25 protein-coding genes, 2 tRNA genes and 1 pseudogene are annotated in these 21,417 nt (G+C 69.4%); 9 read left to right on the forward strand and 19 right to left on the reverse strand.

Features of this window, described 5'->3' with window-relative positions; all coding sequences use genetic code 11:
- Window positions 1-571: 571 nt before the first annotated feature.
- Window positions 572-706: pseudogene (locus JQX13_RS55160) on the reverse strand (trehalase-like domain-containing protein); the annotation flags it as partial.
- Window positions 707-1,189: 483 nt separating this feature from the next.
- Entirely contained in the window at window positions 1,190-2,041 is an 852-nt protein-coding gene (locus JQX13_RS51975) for a hypothetical protein (RefSeq protein ID WP_203406764.1), read from the reverse strand.
- A 332-nt stretch (window positions 2,042-2,373) separates the two neighbouring features.
- On the opposite strand from JQX13_RS51975, the gene JQX13_RS56730 reads away from it, so the two are divergent.
- Window positions 2,374-2,646, forward strand: a complete 273-nt coding sequence (locus JQX13_RS56730; RefSeq protein WP_430384236.1) for a hypothetical protein — start codon at window positions 2,374-2,376, stop codon at window positions 2,644-2,646.
- A 417-nt stretch (window positions 2,647-3,063) separates the two neighbouring features.
- Here the strand turns inward: JQX13_RS56730 and JQX13_RS51985 are convergent, their stop codons facing one another.
- Window positions 3,064-3,675: a hypothetical protein gene (locus tag JQX13_RS51985; RefSeq protein WP_203406766.1), complete on the reverse strand. Its 612-nt coding sequence runs from the start codon at window positions 3,673-3,675 to the stop codon at window positions 3,064-3,066.
- An 898-nt stretch (window positions 3,676-4,573) separates the two neighbouring features.
- On the opposite strand from JQX13_RS51985, the gene JQX13_RS51990 reads away from it, so the two are divergent.
- The 7 genes from JQX13_RS51990 (at window position 4,574) to JQX13_RS52020 (ending at window position 10,377) form a co-directional block, all read left to right on the forward strand.
- The gene (locus JQX13_RS51990) at window positions 4,574-4,717 is read left to right on the forward strand and encodes a hypothetical protein (protein ID WP_203406767.1); all 144 of its coding nucleotides are present in this window, start codon (window positions 4,574-4,576) and stop codon (window positions 4,715-4,717) included.
- A gap of 118 nt (window positions 4,718-4,835) precedes the next feature.
- Entirely contained in the window at window positions 4,836-5,435 is a 600-nt protein-coding gene (locus JQX13_RS51995) for a hypothetical protein (protein ID WP_203406768.1), read from the forward strand.
- A gap of 104 nt (window positions 5,436-5,539) precedes the next feature.
- Window positions 5,540-5,791 (forward strand): hypothetical protein, encoded by a 252-nt coding sequence (locus JQX13_RS52000; RefSeq protein WP_203406769.1) that lies wholly within the window; start codon window positions 5,540-5,542, stop codon window positions 5,789-5,791.
- Between the two features lie 163 nt (window positions 5,792-5,954).
- Window positions 5,955-7,178, forward strand: coding sequence for a glutathione-independent formaldehyde dehydrogenase (locus JQX13_RS52005; RefSeq protein ID WP_203406770.1), 1,224 nt, complete (start codon window positions 5,955-5,957; stop codon window positions 7,176-7,178).
- A gap of 292 nt (window positions 7,179-7,470) precedes the next feature.
- Window positions 7,471-8,343, forward strand: coding sequence for an alpha/beta fold hydrolase (locus JQX13_RS52010; protein WP_203406771.1), 873 nt, complete (start codon window positions 7,471-7,473; stop codon window positions 8,341-8,343).
- Complete coding sequence (locus JQX13_RS52015) at window positions 8,340-9,788, forward strand: hypothetical protein (RefSeq protein ID WP_203406772.1); 1,449 nt, start codon at window positions 8,340-8,342, stop codon at window positions 9,786-9,788. Before JQX13_RS52010 ends, JQX13_RS52015 begins: the two co-directional genes overlap by 4 nt.
- Window positions 9,789-9,978: 190 nt before the next feature.
- Window positions 9,979-10,377 (forward strand): hypothetical protein, encoded by a 399-nt coding sequence (locus tag JQX13_RS52020; RefSeq protein ID WP_203406773.1) that lies wholly within the window; start codon window positions 9,979-9,981, stop codon window positions 10,375-10,377.
- A 35-nt stretch (window positions 10,378-10,412) separates the two neighbouring features.
- On the opposite strand, the gene JQX13_RS52025 is transcribed toward JQX13_RS52020, so the two are convergent.
- From JQX13_RS52025 to JQX13_RS52070, 10 genes are all read right to left on the reverse strand, one after another.
- Window positions 10,413-10,486: transfer RNA gene (locus JQX13_RS52025), tRNA-Arg, on the reverse strand.
- 32 nt (window positions 10,487-10,518) lie between these two features.
- A tRNA-Pro gene (locus JQX13_RS52030) sits at window positions 10,519-10,592 on the reverse strand.
- A 64-nt stretch (window positions 10,593-10,656) separates the two neighbouring features.
- A complete protein-coding gene (gene rdgB / locus JQX13_RS52035) occupies window positions 10,657-11,265 on the reverse strand; it encodes an RdgB/HAM1 family non-canonical purine NTP pyrophosphatase (protein ID WP_203406774.1) in 609 nt (202 codons plus the stop codon).
- 1 nt (window position 11,266) lies between these two features.
- Window positions 11,267-11,986, reverse strand: a complete 720-nt coding sequence (gene rph, locus JQX13_RS52040; protein ID WP_203406775.1) for a ribonuclease PH — start codon at window positions 11,984-11,986, stop codon at window positions 11,267-11,269.
- A gap of 82 nt (window positions 11,987-12,068) precedes the next feature.
- The gene (locus tag JQX13_RS52045) at window positions 12,069-12,878 is read right to left on the reverse strand and encodes an N-acetylmuramoyl-L-alanine amidase family protein (protein WP_203406776.1); all 810 of its coding nucleotides are present in this window, start codon (window positions 12,876-12,878) and stop codon (window positions 12,069-12,071) included.
- A 70-nt stretch (window positions 12,879-12,948) separates the two neighbouring features.
- On the reverse strand, window positions 12,949-14,001 hold the full coding sequence (gene selD, locus JQX13_RS52050) for a selenide, water dikinase SelD (RefSeq protein ID WP_203406777.1): 1,053 nt from the start codon (window positions 13,999-14,001) through the stop codon (window positions 12,949-12,951).
- Window positions 14,002-14,012: 11 nt separating this feature from the next.
- Window positions 14,013-14,963 carry a DUF4388 domain-containing protein gene (locus tag JQX13_RS52055; RefSeq protein WP_203406778.1) on the reverse strand — a complete coding sequence of 317 codons (951 nt, stop codon included), beginning with the start codon at window positions 14,961-14,963 and terminating at the stop codon, window positions 14,013-14,015.
- 101 nt (window positions 14,964-15,064) lie between these two features.
- Window positions 15,065-15,778 (reverse strand): hypothetical protein, encoded by a 714-nt coding sequence (locus JQX13_RS52060; protein ID WP_203406779.1) that lies wholly within the window; start codon window positions 15,776-15,778, stop codon window positions 15,065-15,067.
- A complete protein-coding gene (locus tag JQX13_RS52065; protein ID WP_203406780.1) occupies window positions 15,775-16,554 on the reverse strand; it encodes an outer membrane protein assembly factor BamD in 780 nt (259 codons plus the stop codon). The genes JQX13_RS52060 and JQX13_RS52065 overlap by 4 nt, the downstream gene beginning before the upstream one ends.
- A 15-nt stretch (window positions 16,555-16,569) precedes the next feature.
- Window positions 16,570-17,076, reverse strand: coding sequence for a regulatory protein RecX (locus tag JQX13_RS52070; RefSeq protein ID WP_203406781.1), 507 nt, complete (start codon window positions 17,074-17,076; stop codon window positions 16,570-16,572).
- 34 nt (window positions 17,077-17,110) lie between these two features.
- Between JQX13_RS52070 and JQX13_RS52075 the strand changes: the two genes are divergently transcribed.
- The gene (locus JQX13_RS52075) at window positions 17,111-17,851 is read left to right on the forward strand and encodes a hypothetical protein (RefSeq protein WP_203406782.1); all 741 of its coding nucleotides are present in this window, start codon (window positions 17,111-17,113) and stop codon (window positions 17,849-17,851) included.
- Between the two features lie 29 nt (window positions 17,852-17,880).
- Here the strand turns inward: JQX13_RS52075 and JQX13_RS52080 are convergent, their stop codons facing one another.
- The 6 genes from JQX13_RS52080 to rplM all read right to left on the reverse strand — a co-directional run bounded on the left by JQX13_RS52080 (window position 17,881) and on the right by rplM (window position 21,281).
- The gene (locus tag JQX13_RS52080; protein WP_203406783.1) at window positions 17,881-18,186 is read right to left on the reverse strand and encodes a hypothetical protein; all 306 of its coding nucleotides are present in this window, start codon (window positions 18,184-18,186) and stop codon (window positions 17,881-17,883) included.
- Between the two features lie 51 nt (window positions 18,187-18,237).
- Window positions 18,238-18,378, reverse strand: a complete 141-nt coding sequence (locus JQX13_RS52085) for a hypothetical protein (RefSeq protein ID WP_203406784.1) — start codon at window positions 18,376-18,378, stop codon at window positions 18,238-18,240.
- Complete coding sequence (locus JQX13_RS52090) at window positions 18,378-18,620, reverse strand: ATP-dependent metallopeptidase FtsH/Yme1/Tma family protein (protein WP_203406785.1); 243 nt, start codon at window positions 18,618-18,620, stop codon at window positions 18,378-18,380. The genes JQX13_RS52085 and JQX13_RS52090 overlap by 1 nt, the downstream gene beginning before the upstream one ends.
- A gap of 225 nt (window positions 18,621-18,845) precedes the next feature.
- Complete coding sequence (locus tag JQX13_RS52095; RefSeq protein ID WP_203406786.1) at window positions 18,846-20,231, reverse strand: type IV pilus twitching motility protein PilT; 1,386 nt, start codon at window positions 20,229-20,231, stop codon at window positions 18,846-18,848.
- 154 nt (window positions 20,232-20,385) lie between these two features.
- Complete coding sequence (gene rpsI / locus JQX13_RS52100; protein ID WP_203406787.1) at window positions 20,386-20,787, reverse strand: 30S ribosomal protein S9; 402 nt, start codon at window positions 20,785-20,787, stop codon at window positions 20,386-20,388.
- A gap of 47 nt (window positions 20,788-20,834) precedes the next feature.
- Window positions 20,835-21,281, reverse strand: coding sequence for a 50S ribosomal protein L13 (gene rplM / locus JQX13_RS52105; protein ID WP_203406788.1), 447 nt, complete (start codon window positions 21,279-21,281; stop codon window positions 20,835-20,837).
- Window positions 21,282-21,417: the final 136 nt, after the last annotated feature.

The following is a 21,417-nucleotide window of genomic DNA, read 5'->3' on the forward strand; positions in this document are numbered from 1 at the left end:
CCAGAGGTCTACCAAGGTTCTTGCTGCCTCCTTGCCGCAAGATGTGGCATCGGGCCCTGGAGCGAGGCTCCTCACCGTCCGGGAGGTGGCCGCCCGGCTGTCGGTCTGTACCGCGACCGTCTACTCGCACTGTTCACGTGGGCTACTTCGACTCATCCGCGAGGCAGGGGCCCTCCGCATCGGCCCGGCGAGCGTGGAGGCGTTCATCACGGCTGGTCTGTCCCGGAGGCGCCTGGCCATACGGGCCCTGGACGATTTCGACGTCCGTGCCGCACACCCCGATGGGATGGCCTGTGTCTGGACGAGCACCGGGCCGACCTCGCGCGGCGGCTCTGGCACATCCTCGAGGCGCGCCGACTGGAGCTGGCCGGGCTGGACGATGAGGGCGCGCATGGGCGTCTCCTCGCTTCACGTCCCGGGGCGTTCGGCCGCCGGGGTGGAAGGAGCACGCGAGGAAGGCGCCATCGCCGGGGGGAAGCCCATCCACGTTGCCCGGGTCCCCGGTCGCGTAGCGCAGCACGAAGCCGTCGCGCAACAGCTCGTGCTCGATGGCCGCCACGGTGCCCCGCACGCCCAGGAGGGCCGCGAAGCACGCGCCCGAGTCGAAGCGCGGAAAGCAGAGCCAGTCCAGCGAGCCATCACGCCCCACCAGGCCCACGGTCTGAGTATCTCCAATCAGGGCGTAGTCTTCGATTCGCAGTGGCATACCCGCTCGTCAGGGAGGCGCCGTGGAGCCGGACATGTGCTCTGGCCCGCCAGGCGAGCAAGTAGCGCCGGGGTTCCTTCCCTGGCCGCCTGCCTCGAAGTGTCCGCCGGAAGTGGGCCTCGAACCCGAAGACAGTACCTACCTTGTGCCCCATCACACCCGAAGCACCACCCCGAGATTCCGCCTTCCTTGGAGCGGGAGACCCATCCCCATCTTCGGAGGTACCGCATCGACATGAGCGGGTTCGAGCCGCGCGACTGGCTGGGGATGCGCAGGCAGCGCGCCATGGCGAGCAGCCGCCGCTTGCGCGCGCTCCCGAGTGGCCCGAGGAAGCGCCGCCACGGGTCCAACCGCGGGTGCAGGGTGTCGCGGAAATACTGCTCGTGCGCGGGATAGGGGAACACCTGCCCGCCGATGAACAGCGGCATGTCCGCGCGGCGGGCCGCAGCCGCGAGAGGAGGCTCGCGGGGAATTCCCGGCCGCTCACCCATGCACCACCGGGCTCTCGGAACCAGGAGGCTCTTGGGGCACGGGAAGCCCCACGAGGGAGTAGAGCGTAAGGCGGTGCCGCTCCCAGTGCTCGCGCACGCACTCCTCCGCGGGCCTGTCGTAGTAGCGCCAGGGGAAGCGCCTGGCGTTGAGGCCGCAGAAGTGGGCGCCGCGGCGGCCGAGCTGGGGCAGGTGCGGTGGGAAGGGCGAGCAGATGCTCACCTCCTCCACCCTCACCACGTGGGCCGGCCGCTGACGCGAGAGGGCCGCCACCTGCATGCCCTGCTCATCCAGCTCCGAGGAGAGGATGCCGGGCGTCTGCTCCAGCACCTCGCGCAGCGCCACCTCCAGATCGAAGCCCGGCGGCAGGCCGCGGATGCCCAGGTTGCGCGGCTCGGGCCCGCCGAGCGGGGCGAAGCGGCCGAAACAGGCGCGCACGTCCTCCGCCATCAGACAGGCGGCGTCCTTCTCCTCGGCGAGCCACCGCCCCATCCCCACCGGCAGGTCCCAAAGGATGCAGTCATTGTCGAGCGAGAGCTCGTGCCGGTCCGGGAAGACGCGTAACGGGGCGAGCTTCCAGCCCACGCCCTCCGCCATTCCCGCGTCGAAACGCTCGCGGAGGAACGCGGGCACCTGCGCCGACGCGTCCATCCACTCCACCTCATCCGGCACGGGGCCGGTGAGCGCACGCGCCCGCTCGAGCGGGATGGAGTTGACGCACACCGCGTAGCAGGCCGTGCGCCCCCACAGCCACCAGGCCCCCCAGATGGAGAGGCGGAGCGCCTCGAAGCCCCGCTCGCTCACGTCGCCGATCGTCCACCGCACACCGAGCCTGCTCCACCTCATGCCGCGCCTCGCCGCCATCCAAAGCCGTGGGACCGCACACGCAAGAGGAGACAGCGCCTGCCTTGGACACTCGTGCGTCTGGCGCTCCCTCCTGGTTGCCCACCCGGAAGGTAGGTTCGGGAAGATGACCGCGCAAGTCATGCTCCCCGCGAGAGGAAACGCATCCCACCGCTGACAGCACCTTTTGAGATGATCCGCCTGCTCTGGCGCGTCGGCTCGTGGTCGGAACTCAGCGGTGTCACAAGAGCGCTGGAGCGATTGTGACCCCGGCCTGGTCGCCTTTGCCCTGCCTGGCCGCGACATCAAGGCCACGATTCCCGCTCACACCAACAGTGGCCTCCTCCGCCTTCGAGGCAGGCCACAACACGCCACCGGACGGGCGCTTTGGCCATGAGTGGTTCACCTGGGCACCCTGTAGCTATCCGTTTGACCTGACGCTCCAGCCGGCCGCGACCGTGCCCTGCGGCCGGACCCGGGCTGGACTGCCCGTCGGCCTTCACATCGTCGCTCCCTATCTCCGAGACGATCTCGTGCGCAGGGGGGCGCGGGCCTTCGAAAGCACCCGGCCCTGGCCGTCGATCGCGGAGCCGCGTCCCCTCGCCTGAACAGTGCGTACCTTCTCCCGCGTGCGCGGGCGCTTCAGCTTGAGCAACTGAACCTACACCTTCGTGAAGCACGGAGGACACCCAGCATGGCCGAGCAACGGGAAGTACAGCAGACGCGGACGGCAGCCGATTCACGCGAGGAGCGGCGCCGCCAGCGCAGCGAGATGCGCCAGTCGCAGACGTACAAGTCGTTCCTGAAGTACCTTCAGGACGTGGGCCCGTTCCAGAACGAGCAGGCCGCCGAGAACGCGGCGGTGTCGGTGCTCTGTGGGCTCCGAGCAGCGCATCTTCGGCGAGGAGGCGCGCGACATGGAGGCGCAGTTGCCCCAGAAGCTGCGCGAGCTGCTGGTGCGCTGCGATCGCCACGAGGCAGGCCCGCCCCCCAACAAGTTCGGCCGCGACGAACGCCGCGCGAAGTCAGAAACGGGCACCCAGGTTGACGCTGGCGCCGATCTGATCGGCGCCACGGCCTCCGTCCACGTCGCCAAGGGCGGGCGTCCGGAGCAGGAAGTGGTAGGTACCGCGGGCGCCGAGGAGCAACGAGGGACCCACCTCCCCCAACACCGCCACCCGGGCCAACGGAATCCGGACGTCGAAACCAGCACCGACCGGCGCCTTGGCGAGGGCGCCGTCCTGGAGCACCCCAGGACCGCCCTCGCGTGCCCGCACGTCGCGGTGGGAGACGGCGAGACCGCCGAGCGCGTACGGCTCGAACCGGCCCAACCGCGGGCCGACCTTCACCACGGCCTGGGCGCCATTCTCGAGGACCTGGTCCTGCACCGGTGAGAGGGCCTCATCCGTGCGGTAGATGGCCCCCTGATAGGAGAGCTCGACACCGAGCGCGGGCCAGGGCGCGAGCCCCAGGAGCACGCCCCACTGAGCACCCGCCGTGGTCACCGCCGCCGCCTCCCCTGGAAACGTGAGGACCCCCCCCTGACTCTGGACCTCGAGCTCGAGGGCCGCCGCCGTCCGAGACGTCAGGAGCAGAAGTCCCGTCACCGTCACCGTCATCATCACGCGCGCTCTCATGCCCAAGAACATCACCATGTCGCGGCGTGCGGGCAAGAACGCACCACTCCTGGATGAGCTAGCCGGCCACCGAAATGCTCGCACGCAAGGTCCTCGCGCAGCCCGACCTGGAATTGCCAGGGGGGTGCCGTCTCCAGCTTGAGCATGGCCGGATGTGGTCGGGCGCCGCGTGCTTGCCGCCCTGCTGAAGACAGTACGTCACCGTCCGCGGGCACACGGCCGCGCATGACATGCAGTTGCTGATACAGCCCTTCATCTGCTCGGAGAGCTGGATGCCGCCAGGCGGCAGGAAGGGCTGAACCGAGGACTTCCGCGGCTCCACCTGCCCCCGGCGGGCGCGGCGCGCGTCGAGGCCTCGCGCAACGCCCAGCTCGTCTCGGTGGATGCCATGCGCGTCGTGGTCGGCCTCTTCAACCGGGATGCGGACGGGCTGCCCCTCGGGGACAGGCGCGCGCGGCTGATGCGCGAGGCCTTCGCCGGGCAAGCCCGCGCGCTCGGAGGGCTCGTCCCCCCTCGGCGCTCACCCTCCTGCCGCGTGCACCGCGCTTCGGGTACCGCGAGCGGCGGCGCACCCGTCCGGCCCCTGCGCCTCTCCGCCCCCCAGTCGCTCGAGGTGGTGGCCCACCTCGTGGCGGCCGATGTGCACGAGGCGCTCGGCCTCGAGGTCCAGGCGCAGCGAGCCCCCGTTTCCGGCATGCCGCCCAATGGGCGCAGTTTCCGCGAAACCATGCGAGCTCGACCTGGGCCGGCTGACCGAAGTCAGGACCCGGCGCCGGCGCCCCCCCGGCCCGCCGGGCTGGCGTCCGAACCCCTTCCTCCGTGCGGCCACTCGCGCGGCCAGCATCTAGCTTGAGGAGGGCAGCACCCGAACCACCTCACACTCCACGGGGAGCAGACGATGAACTTCAAACGCGCGAGCAAGAAGGCGCTCAAGGGGTACGCGGGCCTGAAGACATTTACCGGTGTGACGAAACTGGCCGTGATCGCCGCCGCGGGATTCGGGGCGTACCGGCTCATCCAGAGCCGCAGGAGCGCCTCCTGAACGACCGCTCATGAATCGCGTCCGGACCACTTGATGGTTCGGATGTCCGAGCTCCTTCTCGCCGGCCCGGGCGTGCACGAGCGAAAGCGCGTGCAGCCAGGAAGGACGCGTCATTGAAATGGATTCCGGTACGAAGACCCAGGTCGCCAAGGTATGCGTCTCCCTGGGCGCCCTCGCGTTGCTCCTGCTACGAATCCTCGTGCCGGACCTGAAGATAGATGCGACCTCCCTGGGGCTGTTCATCCTGGCCGCGCTGCCCTGGCTGTCGGAGCTCATCAAGAGCGCGAAGCTGCCCGGTGGCCTCGGAGTCACGTTCCGGGACGTGAAGGAGGCGGGAGACAAGCTGATGAAGAGCGCCGGTCCACAAGCGGAGTCCGGCACGAATTCCATGTCCGGATACCTGGGCAACCCGGATCCCAATCTGGCCCTGGTGGGATTGCGCATCGACATCGAGAGGCGGTTGCGCACCCTGGCCGACAAGAAAGGCCTCCAGGGTCCCCAGCCGCTCTCGGACATCGTGGAGGGGCTTCGCGGCCTTGGCTTGCTCGATGGATCAGCGACCTATGGGCTCAGTGAGCTCATCGCGGCCGGGGACCGAGCGGCCCACGGGGCCCGGGTGGAGCCGAGCGTGAGGGACTGGGCCATCACGAATGGGCCACGAATCCTTCGCATCCTCGATGCGAAGCTGAAGGGGCACGAGCCGCCGGAGCGCGAGTGAAGGCGAAGCCCCCCACCTGGCTGTTGGCCAGGCCCTTGTTGCAAGCACGAACCATCGTCACCTGCTTTGTCGCAAGTCCAACCCATTCAGCCCGGAGGAAGACGATGAAGCGGCTCATTCTGCTGTCGATGCTGGTGACGTCTGGATTGCTGGTGACCGCTTGCGAGGCCGAGCGCGAGGAGGCCGTGGACGAGCAGGAAGGAATCGGCGGCGCGGGCCTGCGTGAGGAGCCGGGGGAGGAGCGCCTCCTGGAGGTGGAGCCCGGCGTGCAGGAGCGGGAGGGCATCCAGGAGCGGGAGGGCGTGCAGGAGCGGGAGGGCATCCAGGAGCGGGAGGGCGTCCTCGAGAACGACTAGGAATCCGCCGGTGGGCCCTCACCACCTGTCCCTGCATCGGGCGATCCCGGAGTCCTCCTCCACGAGCTTCGTTCCCGACCCCCGAGCGCCTGACAGGTGCCTCTGGGCCGCCCATGGGCAACGTGTGCGGCGTCAACCCCAACTCAACGAGCGAGGTAGCGACATGCGAGCCGTCGTGCTGAAGGAGAACCGCGAGGTGCGGGTGGAGGAAGTGGAGGATCCCCGCATCGAGAGCCCCACGGACGTCATCGTCCGCATCACCTCCACGGGTATCTGCGGCAGCGACCTGCACATGTACGAAGGCCGCACCGCCGCCGGCCCCGGCCTGGTGATGGGCCACGAGAACATGGGCGTGGTGGAGCAGGTGGGCCCCGGCGTGGTGAACATCCGCAAGGGAGACCGGGTGGTGCTCCCCTTCAACATCTCGTGTGGCAGTTGCTTCAACTGCGCCCGGGGGGAGACCCACTCGTGCCTGGTGGCCAACCCGGAGCAGCCGCACGCCGCCTACGGCTACGCGGGGATGGGACCCTACCGCGGCGGGCAGGCCGAGTTCCTCCGCGTGCCCTTCGCGGACTTCAACTGCCTCAAGCTACCGGGCCAGCCGGGCGACGAGCTGGAGGACGACTTCCTCCTGCTCTCCGACGTCTTCCCCACCGGCTATCACGCCACGGAGCTGGCGCGCGTGGGGCCCGGCTCCACCGTGGCCGTCTTCGGCGCGGGCCCGGTGGGCCTGCTGGCCGGCTACAGCGCCTTGCTGCGCGGGGCGGCCGAGGTGTACGTGGTGGACAGCGTCCCCGAGCGCCTGGCCCAGGTGAAGCAGATGGGCGCCACCCCCATCGACTTCACGAAGGGAGACCCGGTGGAGCAGATTCGCGAGCTGCGCCGCCGCAACCCGCTCATCACCGGCGCCATGCGCCCGGGCGAGGAGAAGATGCTCGGAGTCATGTGCGGCATCGACGCCGTGGGCTACCAGGCACGCGACACCCGCCGCGCCGACGCGCATGGCGGGCCGGAGCGCCCCACGCAGGTGCTCGAGCAGCTCGTCGAGCTCCTCAACCCCACCGGCACCCTGGGCATCGTGGGCGTCTACATGTCGCCGGACCCGGGCGCCGCGGATGAGGACGCCAGGCAGGGACGGTTCCCGCTGCCCTGGGGCAAGGTGTTCGACAAGGCCCTCACCATCGGCACCGGGCAGTGCCCGGTGAAGCGCTACAACCTCTTCCTGCGCGACCTCATCATCTCGGGCCGGGCCCGCCCCAGCTTCATCGTCAGCCACCGGCTGCCGCTCGACGAGGCCGCGAGCGCCTACCGCAAGTTCGACGAGCGCCGCGACGGCTACACCAAGGTCATCCTCAAGCCCGGCGAGCGCCCCATCGCGCGCGCCTGAGCCCGGGGATTGCCGCGGCCGTCGGAGACGCCGAAAATCTGGCCGGTGGTGGAGCTCGCCGCGGGACTGGCGAGCTCCACCACCGGTCACCTGGAGGGGCAAGGAGGTGGATCAGGCAACCTGGCCAGGCCCCCCGCCTGACCATCAGGCCAGGAACCGGGTGCTTGCCTATGCTCCTGACCGCCTTGTCGGCCCCGGGAAGCAACCCCAGCTTCCACCCATCCCCTCGGGGGGCCCCTACGTCTGGCGCGTGCCAGGACGTGACACCTCCTGGGCGCGGTGGAGGGCGTGCATGGCGAAGATGAGACTCCCGGTGCTCGGGCTCGCCCTCACGCGGTGGGAGCATGCGCTCATGGCGGGTGATGCCGGGACATACTCCGGCCACGTGGCCAGCCGGTGGACGCGCGTGGACGGGCGGCGCGTTCACGTGCGCGTCTCCACGCACCCGGTGCCCCCGGACGCGCCCACGGTGGTGCTGGTGCACGGGCTCGTCGTCTCCAGCCGCTACATGGTCCCCACCCTGCTGCGGCTCGCCCGCACCTGCCGGGTGCTCGCACCGGACCTGCCGGGCTTCGGACGCAGTGACGAGCCGCACCGCCCGCCGGACAGCATGTCCGACCTCGCCGACGCGCTGGCCGGCTGGATGGAGGCGGCGGGACTGGAGCGGGCCATCCTCCTGGGCAATTCGTTGGGGTGCCAGACCGTGGCCGACTTCGCGGCACGCTACCCCGAGCGCACCGGGGGCCTGGTGCTCCAAGGGCCCACGATGGATGCCGAGGCCCGCTCCGCGCGGGAGCAGGTCTGGCGCTGGCTGATCAACTCGCTGCGGGAGCGCTCCGCGCAGCTCCCCCTCATGCTGCACGACTACTGGGAGGCGGGCCTCCGGCGCTTCCTCGACAGCTTCCGGATGGCGCTGAAGGACCGTATCGAGGACAAGCTGCCTCACGTCCAGGCGCCCACGTTGGTGGTGCGGGGCAGCCGCGACCCCATCGTCCCCCAGCGCTGGGCGGAGCGGGTAACGGAGTTGCTGCCGCGAGGTCGGCTCGTGGTGATTCCCGGAGGAACCCACACGTTGAACTTCGCCGCGCCGCTCGAGCTCGTCCGCGTGGTCGAGCCCTTCCTGCGAGAGCTCCGGGCTGACTCCGTGAGGACCCCGCACGCATGAAACCTTCCCAGTACGTCGCTGACTTCGACTCCTCCACGGGCTGCCTCCGGGCGCTCTCGCGCTTCCTACACGGCAAGGACTTCCCCGCGCTGGGCGCCCGGGGGGGAAACGCGCTGCTGCCCCTCGTGCGGCTCGTCAGCGCCCTGCCCCGCCGGCTGCGCGAGGAGGTGTACGCCTGGTCCGGCTGGGCCGAGGCCATCCAGGCACGCCACCTCACCCAGGTGGGCTCGGAGAAGATGGCGCGTTGGACGGTGGACCAGTACCCGAGGCGGCGCTACCCGGCGGTGGCGATCGGCTCCTCGGGAGGCGCGGTGGTGCACCTGTGCGCGGCGCTCGGCATTCCGTGGTTGCCGCAGACCTTCCTCATCCCCGTGCGCGCGCACTTCTCTCCGGACGAGCCCCGGCACGCGCTGCGCTTCGGCGAGGAGAAGGCCCCGCTGCTGCTGGAGGGCAACCCGGACCTGGTGCTTCACCACATGCACGACGCGGCGCAGGACCGGCTGATGCTCGCCCACATGACGTACTTCCGGGTGAAGCGCCTGGGTCTGGGCCGGGCCTTCTCCGAGTTCCTCGAGGACGCACTGGAGCCCGGAGGCACGCTCTTCCTGGTGGAGTGCGAGCGGCGCTGGCCGACGCGGCGGGTGGGGCCGCGCCACGTCTTCCAGCACGGCGCCGTGGGAGGCCTCTCGCCCGAGGAGTACGAGCACGGCGGCGAGGCCGTGGAGGAGTACCTGCGCCGCTACGGCATTCCCAAGCAGCGCTGGGACACGCCCACGCCGGACGGAGACTCGCCCGAGGCGGAGTGGGGCTTCGAGCCCGCGCTGCGCGACGACGTGGAGGAGTTCGCGCGGCGGCGGGGCTACCGGGTGCGGCGCCTCGTCTACACCGAGCCGAGGGACCTGAGCCCGCTGGTAGCGGACCTGTACCGCTGGTGGTACCGGCAGCGACGGATGAGGGTGAGCCGGCTGCTGGTGGAGTCCTTCATGACGATGGAGCCGTGGTGGACGCTGCGCACGGGCTCGGTGCCCTTCTGGATGACCTTCAACGAGGACACGTCCGCGGACGCGCTGGAGGCGTACCTGCGGGACGCGGAGCCCTTCGACTTCATCCACCTGATGCTCTTCCAGCACGGCACGGAGGGCCCAAGGCTGGCATCCATCGAGCGGTGGCGGGAACTGCTGGGGATGGCGCGCCAAGGGGGTGACTTCCTGGGCCTGGACCCGAGAAAGCACCCGAGGGACTTCGCCGCCCTCGTGCGCTACCACACGGACTTGAGGAAGATACCGGCGCGCCATCCCATGCCGGGGCCACTCTCGCTGAGCCAGCTCGAGCGTTTCCTGGAGGAGGCGGGCGACAACTACCGGGTGCGGTGGGAGGAACTGACGCCACCGCGCCGCTCCAGAGCGGGCTCCCTGGACGAGGAGCAGCACGGGTTGGACTCGTGACCGCGAGCTGGAGGCCCCATGGCTTTCCAGCGTCACAACGGGCCCGGGGGGAGAAGACGATACCGCGCTGGCGCGCGAGCAGGGCCATTCCGACGCGGCTCCGCACTCCCAGCTCGCGGCCGAAGGGGGCGGCTTCGAGGAGCGCTACTGGAGTCCCATCAACACCCCCGTCCTCTCTCCCGAGGGCGAGGTGCTCTACCTCCTCCACCGGGTGGAGGACGTGACGGACTTCGTGCGCCTGTCCCGCCGGGGCGAGGATTCGCTGTTCATGCAGGCCCCCACCGCCATCGCCATCTTCCGGGGGCAGGTGGAGGCCGTCATCGCCGTCGCCTCGGACGTGACGGAGTTGGTCCAGGCGCGCCGGCGGATGGAGGCGCTCGCCGCCGAGGAGCGGCTACGCCTGGCCACCGAGGCCATGGGGATGGGGACGTGGGAGATGGACCCCACCACGGGGGCGCTGGAGTGGGACGCACGCATGCGCGCCCTCTTCCTTCTGACGCCGGGCGGGGTCCGGACGGAGAACGGGGCGGCTCCCGCGACGGGCATGGCACCCGAGAAGGCGAACAGCGAAGGGGCCGGAATCCAGTGAGGAAGATCCCCAAGGATTCCGGCCCCTTGGAGATGTACGCCAGGCGGGACTCGAACCCACGACCCTCGGCTTAGAAGGCCGATGCTCTATCCAGCTGAGCTACTGGCGCCCAGTTCACTCCGTTACCGCGGTACTGCTGTATCGGGGCGAGAGGATTCGAACCTCCGACCCCCTGCGCCCAAGGCAGGTGCGCTACCAGGCTGCGCTACGCCCCGATAAAGGCCGACATTGTTGAACCATCTGGAACGGACGTGCAAGGCCAACGTTCCTGACGCCTGCTCACCCTCCGACAGGTGAGCCGCCGGCCAGGGCCAACAGATGGGACTTCATCTTCTGGAAGGCAACGCCCCGGTGCGAGATTCCGGCCTTCTCCTCGGAGGTCAGCTCCGCCATCGACTTGCCCCCCGGCAGGATGAAGACCGGGTCGTAGCCGAAGCCGTGCGAGCCCCGCGGTGCGTGGCCGATGCGACCCTCGCAGCGACCCACCTCGATGAAGGCGCGGCCCTTCCCCGGAAACGCCAGGCAGAGAGCGCACACGAAGGCGGCCGTGCGCTTCTCGTCCGGAACGCCCGACAGCTCTCCGAGCAGCTTCTCGTAGCGATCCTTGTCGCTCCCCTCGGCATAGCGCGCGGAGTAGACGCCGGGACGGCCATCCAGCGCGTCCACGCACAACCCCGAGTCATCCGCCAGGGCCGGCAGCCCCGTGGCCTCGGCGTAGGCGCGAGCCTTGAGCTCGGCGTTCTCCTCGAAGGTGGCTCCATCCTCGACGGGCTCGGGGATGGGGGGCAGGTCGCTCAGGGCGAGCACCTCCACCACGTCTCCCACGAGGCCACGCAGCTCGCGCAGCTTGCCCTTGTTGGTGGTGGCGAAGAGCAGGCGGGGCTTCATGTCAGGAACCTCCCAGCGCCTTCTGCTGGGCCTCGATGAGCTGGCGGATGGCGGCCAGTCCCGCGTCCAGCATGGAATCCAGGGCCTTGCGGTCGAACAGCTGGTGCTCGGCGGTGCCCTGCACCTCGACGATGCGGCCGTCGCCGGTGGCCACCAGGTTCAGGTCCACGTCGGCGGTGGAGTCCTCGTCATAGTCGAGGTCCACCCGCACCTCGCCCTTCACCACGCCCACGGACACGGCGGCCAGCGGGGTCAGCTTCGGCATGCGCGGCATCACCCCGTCCTTGTGCAGCTTGCGCAGGGCGAGCACCAGGGCCACGTAGGCTCCGGTGATGGAGGCGGTACGGGTGCCGCCATCCGCCTGGAGGACGTCGCAGTCCAGCGTGAAGGTGCGCACGCCCAGGCCGGGCAGATCCACCGCGGCGCGCATGGAGCGGCCGATGAGCCGTTGGATTTCGAGCGTGCGCCCGGTCTGCTTGCCCTTGGCGGCCTCGCGCTGCGTGCGGGTGTGCGTGGAGCGCGGCAGCATGCCGTACTCGGCCGTCACCCAGCCGGAGCCCTTGCCCATCAGGTGGGGCGGAACCCTGTCCTCCACCGAGCAGGTGACGAGCACGCGGGTGTGGCCGAACTCCACCTGGGTCGAGCCCTCGGCGTGACGGGTGATACCAGGGGTGAGGGTAACGGGGCGCAGGTCCAGCGCCCCACGATTGAAGGACCGCATGGGAGGCTCCTCGGCAAGGGAATAGGGGCCGCCTCTCTAGCAGACGAAGGGCCCCGCTGTCCGTCCAGAGTGTTGTCCCGTGTCAGGGCGTGGCGGGAGCCGCCACCCTGGCGGGCTTCGGAGCGTCGCGCTTGCGCACCTCGGCCAGGAAGGCGCGCACTCCCTCGGTGATGGCGATGGCGAGCTTCTCCTGGTGCTCGGCCCGGCCCAGGCGAGCCCCTTCTTCCGGATGCGAGATGTACCCCACCTCGATGAGGACGGCGGGAGCCTCCACGCCGTTGAGGACGTAGAAGGGCGCCTGCAACACGCCCCGGTCCGAACCACCCGTGGCGGCGATGAGCTTCTGGTGGATGGCGTACGCCAACCGCGAGGAGTCCTGGTGCGCCTCGGTACGCGCCAGGTCGTGGAGGATGAAGGCCAGCGTGGAGTCTCCCCTCGCCTCCCGCGCCGCCGGAGCCTCGGCGTTCTCGCGGTCCGCGGCCGCTCTCGCGGTGGCGTTGGAGGCGTTGGCGGAGAGGAAGTACGTCTCGATACCTTGGACACGCGCGCGCGTGCGCCTGGTGGGCATCGCGTTGCAGTGGATGGACAGGAAGAGGTCCGGCCGCTGCTTGTTGGCGAACTCCACCCGCTCGGGCAGCGGCATCGACTGATCCTCGTCCCGCGTCATCAGCACCTGCGCCCCGAGTTGCTTCTCCAGGTGCGCCCGCACCCGGTGGGCGATCTGGAGCGAGACTTCCTTCTCGAGGAGACCGGTGGGGCTCGTCGCGCCCTCCTGGGCGCCGCCGTGGCCCGGGTCCACCACGATGCGTGCGGGGCGCTCGGCCGCGAGCGCGGACGCGGGCAGACAGAGGAGGACGAGCACACGGGCCAGTGTGAGGAATCGGAGCGTCATGCCGGCGCGGATCGTACGAGGGCAAACGGAGGTGCGCCAGCAGCCGAGCAACCGGACCGGGGACTCCCGTCTAACCAACGACTTCGATGCCGGGCCGACCCTCGCCCACCTCACCGATGAGGGCCACATCCACCCCGGCCCGCTCCAACGCCCGGTACGCCTTCGCCGCGTCACGCGCCGGCACCGAGGCCAGGAGGCCCCCGTTCGTCTGCGCGTCGGCGAGCACCCACTGGATGTCCTCGGGCAGCCCCTTGGGGAAGCGCACCTTCTTCGCCACGTGGGCCAGATTCGACTTCGTCCCGCCCGGCACCACCCCCTGCTGCGCCAGCGCCGGCACCTCCGAGATGATGGGGATGCGCTCCAGGTCCAGGAAGGCCTTCGCCTTGGCCCCCGTCATCATCTCCAGCAGGTGCCCCAGCAAGCCGTAGCCCGTCACGTCCGTGAGGGCGTTCACCTTGAACTTCCCCGAGGCGAACACCTCTCCCGCCTTCTTGTTCAGCGTCGACATGAGCGCCACCACGCGCTCCGTCAGTTCCTCGGAGGCCACGCCCCGCTTGATGGCCGTGGTGGCGATGCCCGAGCCCAGCGGCTTCGTCAGCATCAGCACATCCCCCGGCTTCGCCCCGGCGTTCGTCAGCACCTTCTTCGGGTGCACCTGTCCCGTCACCGCCAGGCCGTACTTCGGCTCGGGGTCCTGCACCGAGTGCCCACCCAGGATGGGGATGCCCGCCTCGTCCGCCTTCGCCTGGCCTCCCGCGAGAATCTTCGTCAGCTCCTCCAGGGGGCGATCCTTCGGGAAGCCCACCAGGTTGAGCGCGAACAGGGGCCTGGCCCCCATGGCGTAGATGTCCGACAGCGCGTTCGCCGCCGCGATGGCCCCGAACTGGTACGGGTCGTCCACCACCGGCGGGAAGAAGTCCACCGTGCTCACCAGCGCCATCCCCGGCGCCACACGATACACGGCCGCATCATCGTTGGTGTTGAAGCCCACCAGCGCCCTCGTGTCCTTCGCAGTCTTCAGTTGGCGCAGGACCTGCGCCAGGTCCGCGGCCCGGATCTTGGCCGCTCAACCCGCGCAATGTGACAGTTCCGTCAGTCGGCGCGGCTTCTGATCTTCGGACACGGAAGGCCTCGTTAGCTGGCGCGCACGTACTCGCGCTTGATGAGTTGCAGCACCGCCTCGGCGGCCACCACGTCGTCCTGCTCCGAGTGGTCCAGCACCCCGCCCAGCGAGCCGTAGTTGTGCACCGCCTGCAGCACGTCCAGCAGCTCCGGCGTCAGCTCGCGCAGCGGCGCCGTCATGGGAGACGCCAACGACAGCTGCGTGCTCGTCGCCGGCAGCTCCCTCTGGATGCGCTTGTACTCGTCCAGCTGCCTCAGCGCGTCCATCAGCAGCGCCTCGGTGGACGAGTCCAGCTCCACCATGAACTCCTGGGGATCCGCCGGACGCAGCTCGAAGTCGCCCTGCTCCCAGGTGATGATGCGGTTGAAGCTCTTCTGCGGCCCCAGGTTGTGGTTGTCGTCGATGACCGCGTAGTAGACGCGGCCCTGGCGCAGGTAGATCTTCCCCTCGTTCTCGTTGCTCACCACCAGCACGCCGTTTTTCTTCGACGTGTGGAAGAGCTGGAGCAGGTCCGGCAGGGGAATCTCCTCGATCTTCCCCGTCATCGACGAGGCCTTCGTCGACGTCCGCGCCGCCTGCGCCGCCGCAGCCTCCTCCAGCTTCTGCTTGGCCATGGCGTCGTCGACCTCGCCGACACCGGCCCCCTGCTGGATGAGCTTGAGGATGGAGGTCCCGATGAGGATGCGGTCCCCCTCCTTGAGCGTCGCCTGCTTCACCTTCTCGCCGTTGACGAAGGTGCCGTTGGTCGAGCCCAGATCCTCGATGGAGATCTGCCCGGCCCCGTTGACGATGATCCGCGCGTGCTTGCGCGAGACCATGTCCTCGACGAGCACCATGTCGAGCTCGCTGGAGCGGCCGATGACGATCTGCTTCTCCGTCTTCAGCGGGAACTCACCGCCCTGGTACTTGCCGGAGATGAACTTGAGCGCGTACGTCGTCTTGCCCGGCGTCGGAGTGCTCACGGTGCTACGCCCTCGATGATGAGTGTTGCCCTGGCTCCCAGCACCCTACCGTCCATTGAACCCGACCCCGCAGCTGAGTCAGCCGATAATAGCGCCCTAGCCTACATGAGACCGGGCGAAAACAAGAATTCCTCTCCACTACGAACCAAGGAGAGCCGACGCTGGCCCTTCTCGTCCACGGGACGGGAGGGCAGTTGTCCTTCCAACCGCCATTCCTCGCTGGCCACGGCATCGTCACGCTCGAGCCGCAGGTACCACGCCTCCGAGCGGTAGCGGCGCCGCTGGAGCGCCATCACCCGCTCCAGCTCCGTCTCCCCTCCCCCCGCGTCGGCCGCCCCGCCCCGCGAGAGCAGTCCCTCCAGGGCCTCGCGATTGCCCGCCTCCAGCGCCTGGCGCCGGGACTCCAGCGCCCGGACCACCGCCGCCAGCCGGGGCGCGGCCAGTCCCTCTGGAACCCAATCCCGCCCGCGGCGGACGAAGGGCACCCGCTCCACGCCCAGGGAGCTGACCGAGGTGCCACCCAGCCGGCCACTGAAGTCCAGCGTCGCCCAGGCCACCGCGCGCTCCCCGCCCGGCTCCACGTTGACGGTGATGCGCGCGAAGTGGTGCTCCCGGGACGTGAGCGGCTCGCCCACTCCTGGGAGCGCCAACGACAGCCCCTGCCGCTCCGTGCTCTTGAGGACGGTGATGATCTCCGCCTCCGGTCCGGCCGCGACGCCCAACCAACGGGGCACCAGCACCACCATGGCGGCCCCGGCGGCCAGCACGGCGATGAGGATCCCCCCCAGCCGGCTCCATGCCTCGGAGCTGCTCACGAGCCCATCATCCTCCGGGCCCGCTCGGCGGCGGGCGTCCCCGGCAGGCGCTCGATGACCCGCTGCAGCGTCTGCTTCGCGCGCTCGGCGTCGTTGAGCTGCACGTAGGCGTCATGCAGATCGAAGAGGGCCTCCTCCTCCAGCGAGGTGCCCGGGTAGTTCTTCAGCAACCCCTCCAACCGCTGCGCCACGGCCTTCCAGCGCTTGCGCCGGGCATAGAAGTCGGCCACGTACTTCTCGTGCGCGGCCAGCCGCTGGCGCGTCTCCTCGATCTTCTGCTTCGCCTCGGGGACGTACTGCGAGTTGGGGTACTGGCGGATGAAGTCGTTGAGCGCGCTCAGCGCCGCCACCACCTCCGTCTGGTCCTTCTCCGTGGAAGGCGGCAGCAGGAAGAAGTCCGAGGGGAAGTCCTCGACGTGGGTGAGGGCCGAGCGGTACGCGGCGTAGTCCACCTTGGGATGCGTGGGGTGGAGCTTGATGAAGGACGAGAACTTCTCGCGCGCCTCCGCGAACTGCTCCTGGGCGAAGTCGAGATCCGCCAGCCGCAGCTCGGCCTCGTTGGCCACCTCGAGGTAGGGGTACTTGGTGCGAACGTGCTCGTAATACTGCTGGGCCTGGAGGAAGTCCTTCCGCTCCAGGGCCTCGTCGCCGCGTTGGAGGTTGGTTTCGGCGGCGGTGGTGAAGTCCGGCGCCGCCGTCTGGCCGGTGGAGAGGGCCGCGCAGCCAGCGGCGTTGCACAGGAAGGCAGTCAGACAGACAGCTCGAAGGAAACGCATGGGTAGGGAGGCAAGCTAATCTTCTGGAACCGAAGGTTCCAGCGTTGCGTCACCGAGTACCCGCTGGATGACGTCCGAGGAAAAGCCCCGGCTGGCCAGGAGGCGACCGGCCCGGGCCGCCTCCTTGGGCTCCAGCTTGCGGCCCAGCAGCCCCCGCCGCTCCAGCACCTGGCGCGCGGCGGCCTCGGCGTCGAACTCCACCTCTCCGCTGGCCGTGGCCACCGCCTCGCGCGCCGCCTCGCGGCTCAACCCATGGGCTTCCAGCCGCTGTTGCACCGCCCGGGGCCCATACCTGCCCCGCTGCAACAGCACCGCCGCCCGCTCCCGGGCGAAGCGCTCGTCGTCCAGGTAACCCCAACCCTCCACCTGTGCCAGTGCCTTCTCGCACACCGGCTCGGAGAAGCCCTTGCGCTCGAGCGCCATCAACAGCTCGTGCCGGCTGCGGGCACGAGCGGATAACAGTCGCAGGCACACGTCCGTCGCGCGCCTGACTTCCTCGGGAGTGGAATCCTCGGAGTCCATCGCCAGCTCTCTAGCATGTGGTAACAGGCGCGGCATGCACCCCCTCATCGCCCGCTACCTCAGCCCCGAAGCCGCCCGCGAGACGCTCCAGAAGGAGAAGGACGGCGCGCCCCTCGAGCCCGAGGAGCGGCTCTTCGCCCAGACCGCCGCCGCCCACCCCGACAAGCGCAATGCGCTGATGGGGGGCAAGGGCAAGCGCCACCTCTCCTCGGATGCCGAGGCGGCGGTCGTCTTCCTGGCCGCCTACGCCGCGGCGCGCGCCATCGCCGAGGACCCCGCCCTCTCCACCGCCACCGCCAAGGCCCGCAAGGCCCTCGAGGAGGAGGGCGCCAGTGAGGACGAGACGGACGCCTTCATCGCCTCCATCCTGCTGGAGGAGGCCTTCGGCTACGAGGAGGAGGTGGAGTCCTTCGACCGGACGTACGTGCAGGAGACGCTCGGCGAGGTCCCCGCCCTGGCCGCGCTCACCCGCGAGCAGGTGGATGCCCTCATCCTCGGATTCGAGAAGGCGAGCCGGGACGAGGCGGAGCGAAACGTCCGCGCGCGCATCTCCCGGGCCCTGGTGAACACCGCCTGGGGCGAGGGGCCCACCCCCATCAACCCCGAGCACATGGAAGCGCTCTACGAAGCCGAGATCGCCGAGAAGCCCGAGGAAGAGATGGAGGCAGGCCTGCGCGCCACCGTGGACTTCCTGCAGGTGCTGGCCCGGGAGGGACTCATCGGCCCCCAGCGGCTCTCGCGCCTGCGCGCCCAGCTCGGGGACGAGGAGGCGTAGCGGCCCCCTCCCCGGGTGGAGGGGAGGGCTCAGGCGTCGTCCTTCTCCGGTCCGGCCGCCTTCCCCTCCGCCGAGCCCACCAGCGCGGTCAGTTCCTCTCCCGACATCACCTCCCGGGTCAGCAGCCGCGCCGCTCCCTCCCGGAGCAGGTCGATCCGCTCACTGAGAACCCGCGTCACCCGCGCGTGCTGCGAGTCCAGCAGGCCGCGGATCTCCTGGTCGATGCGCCGCGCCAGCTCCTCGCTGTAGTCACCGCGCGGACCCGGCACGTTCCCGTCGTACAGGGGCGAGCGGCGCTCCAGGTCGAACGTCACCGGGCCCAGCGAGTCGCTCATCCCATACCCCTTCACCATGTGCTCCGGGCGATGTCCGTGGCCTTCAGCAGATCATCCTGCGCACCCGTGGAGACCTCCCTGCAGCCGCATCATCAGGAACACGAGCCCCAGTGGCAGCAGCCAGAGGCCGAGCTGGACCCATGGGTTGCCCGGCACCGTCCCCGTCACCTGGTGCGCCATCAGCTCGCGCATCAGGTCCGATCCTCCACGCGGACCACGACGAAGGGCCGCGGCTCGCCACCCGCGGACTCGGGCGCCATCGTCCCGCTGATACGATCCTCGGAGACGGTCACCGCCTGCACCTTCCCCGTCGTCAGGGCCTCACGGAAGTCCGAGTACGAGAAGGAGGTGCGCTCCACGCGATCCAGCAGCTGGTAGCCCAGCGCGAGCAACACCACGAACAACAACGCGTGCCACCATCGGTTGCGTACCACGGGGGCTCGGGATTCATGAGCCCACGAGGAGCAAACGACGTTCCACCCAGGGAGCCCCCCACACCGCTCGCGGAGCTCCGTCAGGGGTCTGCAGAGGTGCGGTTACGACACCCGGCGCCGCAAGGATTGCGGCGTGACGTCTGGTGCTCAGGGACACCGAGCGGGGAAATACCCTCACCCCAGCCCTCTCCCAGCGGGAGAGGGGGCCTCCCGCGGACACTCCGCCTAGAAGCGCTCGATCTGGAAGTCGTCGTCGGCCGGTGCCGGCGCCGGAGCCTTGGGCGCCGGGGCTGGCGCCGGAGCCGCGGGACGGGCCGCACCCACCGCCGGAACCCCCGCGCGCGAGGGGTTGGGGACAGCGGGCATTCCCGGACGGGGCACCGAGGACGGAGCCCCCGGACGGGCCACGGCGGCGGGAGCGGGCGCCGGACGCGGCGGAGTCGCCGCGGGCTGGGGCTGCTGGTTCTGGCCGAAGCTGGCCGAGCCCGGCACGGGCTTGGCGCCGTTGGCATCGAAGTTGTCCCACTTCGAGTCCGAGGTGGCGCTGATGCCCGAGAAGCGCAGCGCGAAGTCGTCCGGGTTGGTGGCCTGCCGGTGGGCCTCCTCGTAGGTGACGAGCCCCTGCCTCACCAGCGACATCAGCGACTGGTCGAAGGTCTGCATCCCGTAGGTGTCGAAGCCCTGGGAGATGGCGTCCGGAATCTCCTTCGTCCGGTCCTTGTCCTCGATGAGCTCCTTCACGCGCGCGGTGCAGCGCAGCACTTCCACCGCGGCCACGCGGCCCTTGCCATCCGCGCGCGGAATCAGGCGCTGGCTCACCACCGCCTTGAGCACGCTCGCCAATTGGATGCGCACCTGCTTCTGCTGGTACGGCGGGAAGGCCGAGACGATGCGGTTGATGGTCTCCGTGGCGTCCAGCGTGTGCAGCGTGGACATCACCAGGTGGCCCGTCTCCGCCGCCGCGAGCGCCGTCTCGATGGTCTCGTGGTCTCGCATTTCGCCCACGAGGATGACGTCCGGATCCTGCCGCAGCGCGCTCTTGAGCGCCTGGGCGAACGACATCGTGTCCACGCCCACCTCGCGCTGGTTCACGATGGAGCGCTTGTCCCGGATGAGGAACTCGATCGGATCCTCGATCGTCATGATGTGGTTCGTCTCGGTGGCGTTGATGTGATCGATCATCGCCGCGAGCGTGGTGGACTTACCCGAACCCGTGGTGCCGGTGACGAGGATGAGGCCGCGCTCGTCCAGGCAGATCTTCTCCAGGATGGGCGGCAGCATCAGCTCCTTGATGGCCATCACCTTGGTGGGGATGACACGCATCACCGCGCCAATGGTGCCGCGCTGCTGGAACACGTTGACGCGAAAACGCCCCAACCCGGGGACGCCGTAGGCCAGGTCCACCTCGTTGCTCTGCTTGAACTTCTCCTTCTGGAACTCGTTCATGATGCCGAAGACCATGCGAGCCACCTCCTCGGGGGGGAGGCGCTTGCCGTCCTTCAGCGGCACCAGCGAGCCGTCGACACGGAACATGGGCGGAAGGCCCGCCTTGAGGTGGATGTCGGAGGCACCGCCGCGGAGCGCAATCTGGAGGATCTCGTTGAGTTCCATGGATGGTCTTGGATGCTAGCACGTCGAACGGATCCGACGAGGGGGCTCCCGGGACGAGGCTCGATCGCCTGCCCTGACCCGCAAAACACAACGGCGGAGGCCCCCCGAAGGGACCCCCGCCGCGTGGGTACTCCAGCGAAACCGGAAAGACGGCTTAGCGCTTGGAGAACTGGAACCGACGACGCGCGCCCGGCTGACCGTACTTCTTGCGCTCGACGGCGCGGGCATCGCGGGTGAGGAAGCCGGCCTTCTTCAGCGCGGGGCGGAAGTCCGGGTTGTAGTTGCACAGCGCGCGGGACAGACCGTGGCGGATCGCGCCGGCCTGACCGCTCAGACCGCCGCCGCGAACGTTGACCTCGATGTCGATCTTGCCCTTCTGCTCGAGGACGTCCAGGGGCTGGTTGAGGATCATCTTCGACGTCTCACGGCCGAAGTACACGTTGATGTCGCGGCCGTTGACAATCACAACGCCGGTGCCCGGGCGGATCCACACGCGCGCGGTGGCCTCCTTGCGGCGGCCGGTGCCATAAAAACCCTTCTCGGTGGCGGTAGCCATGTCGTCTCTTCTCTAAAAGGTGCGGAAAGTTGGGAAGGAAGGAGCTCTTACGCCTCGACCTCGCGCGCCACCGGCTTCTGGGCGGCGTGCGGGTGGGTGTCACCGGCGTAGACCTTGAGCTTCGTCATCATCTGGCGGCCGAGCGCGTTGCGCGGCAGCATGCGGCGCACGGCGTTGATGATGATGTCCTCGGGGTGCCGCTGACGCAGCTTCTCGAGGTTGGTGATCTTCAGGGCACCCGGGAAACCCGCGCGCGGGTGCCGGTAGTACATCTTGTCCTGCTCCTTCGTACCCGTCACGCGCACCTTGTCGGCGTTGATGACGATGACGTGATCACCCGTGTCGATGGACGGGGTGTACATCGCCTTGTGCTTGCCCTTGAGCAGCGTGGCGATCTGGCTGGCGGCGCGGCCCAGCACCTTCCCGTTCACGTCGATGATGTGCCAGTCGCGCTTGATGTCCGCCGGCTTGGCGCTGTAGGTCCTCTGCGACATTGTTTGAACTCCAAAAGCATGGTTGGCGCGTGTAGCGCCTGTAGCCGTAGCAACCACGGGTCCACCCCGAGAACTTCCAAGCTGGCCCGGAAAGGCCGACCGTCTTAGAGGCGGGCGGGAGGCAAGTCAAGGTCAC

The organism is Archangium violaceum, from assembly GCF_016859125.1.
In the GTDB taxonomy this organism is placed as follows: domain Bacteria; phylum Myxococcota; class Myxococcia; order Myxococcales; family Myxococcaceae; genus Archangium; species Archangium violaceum_A.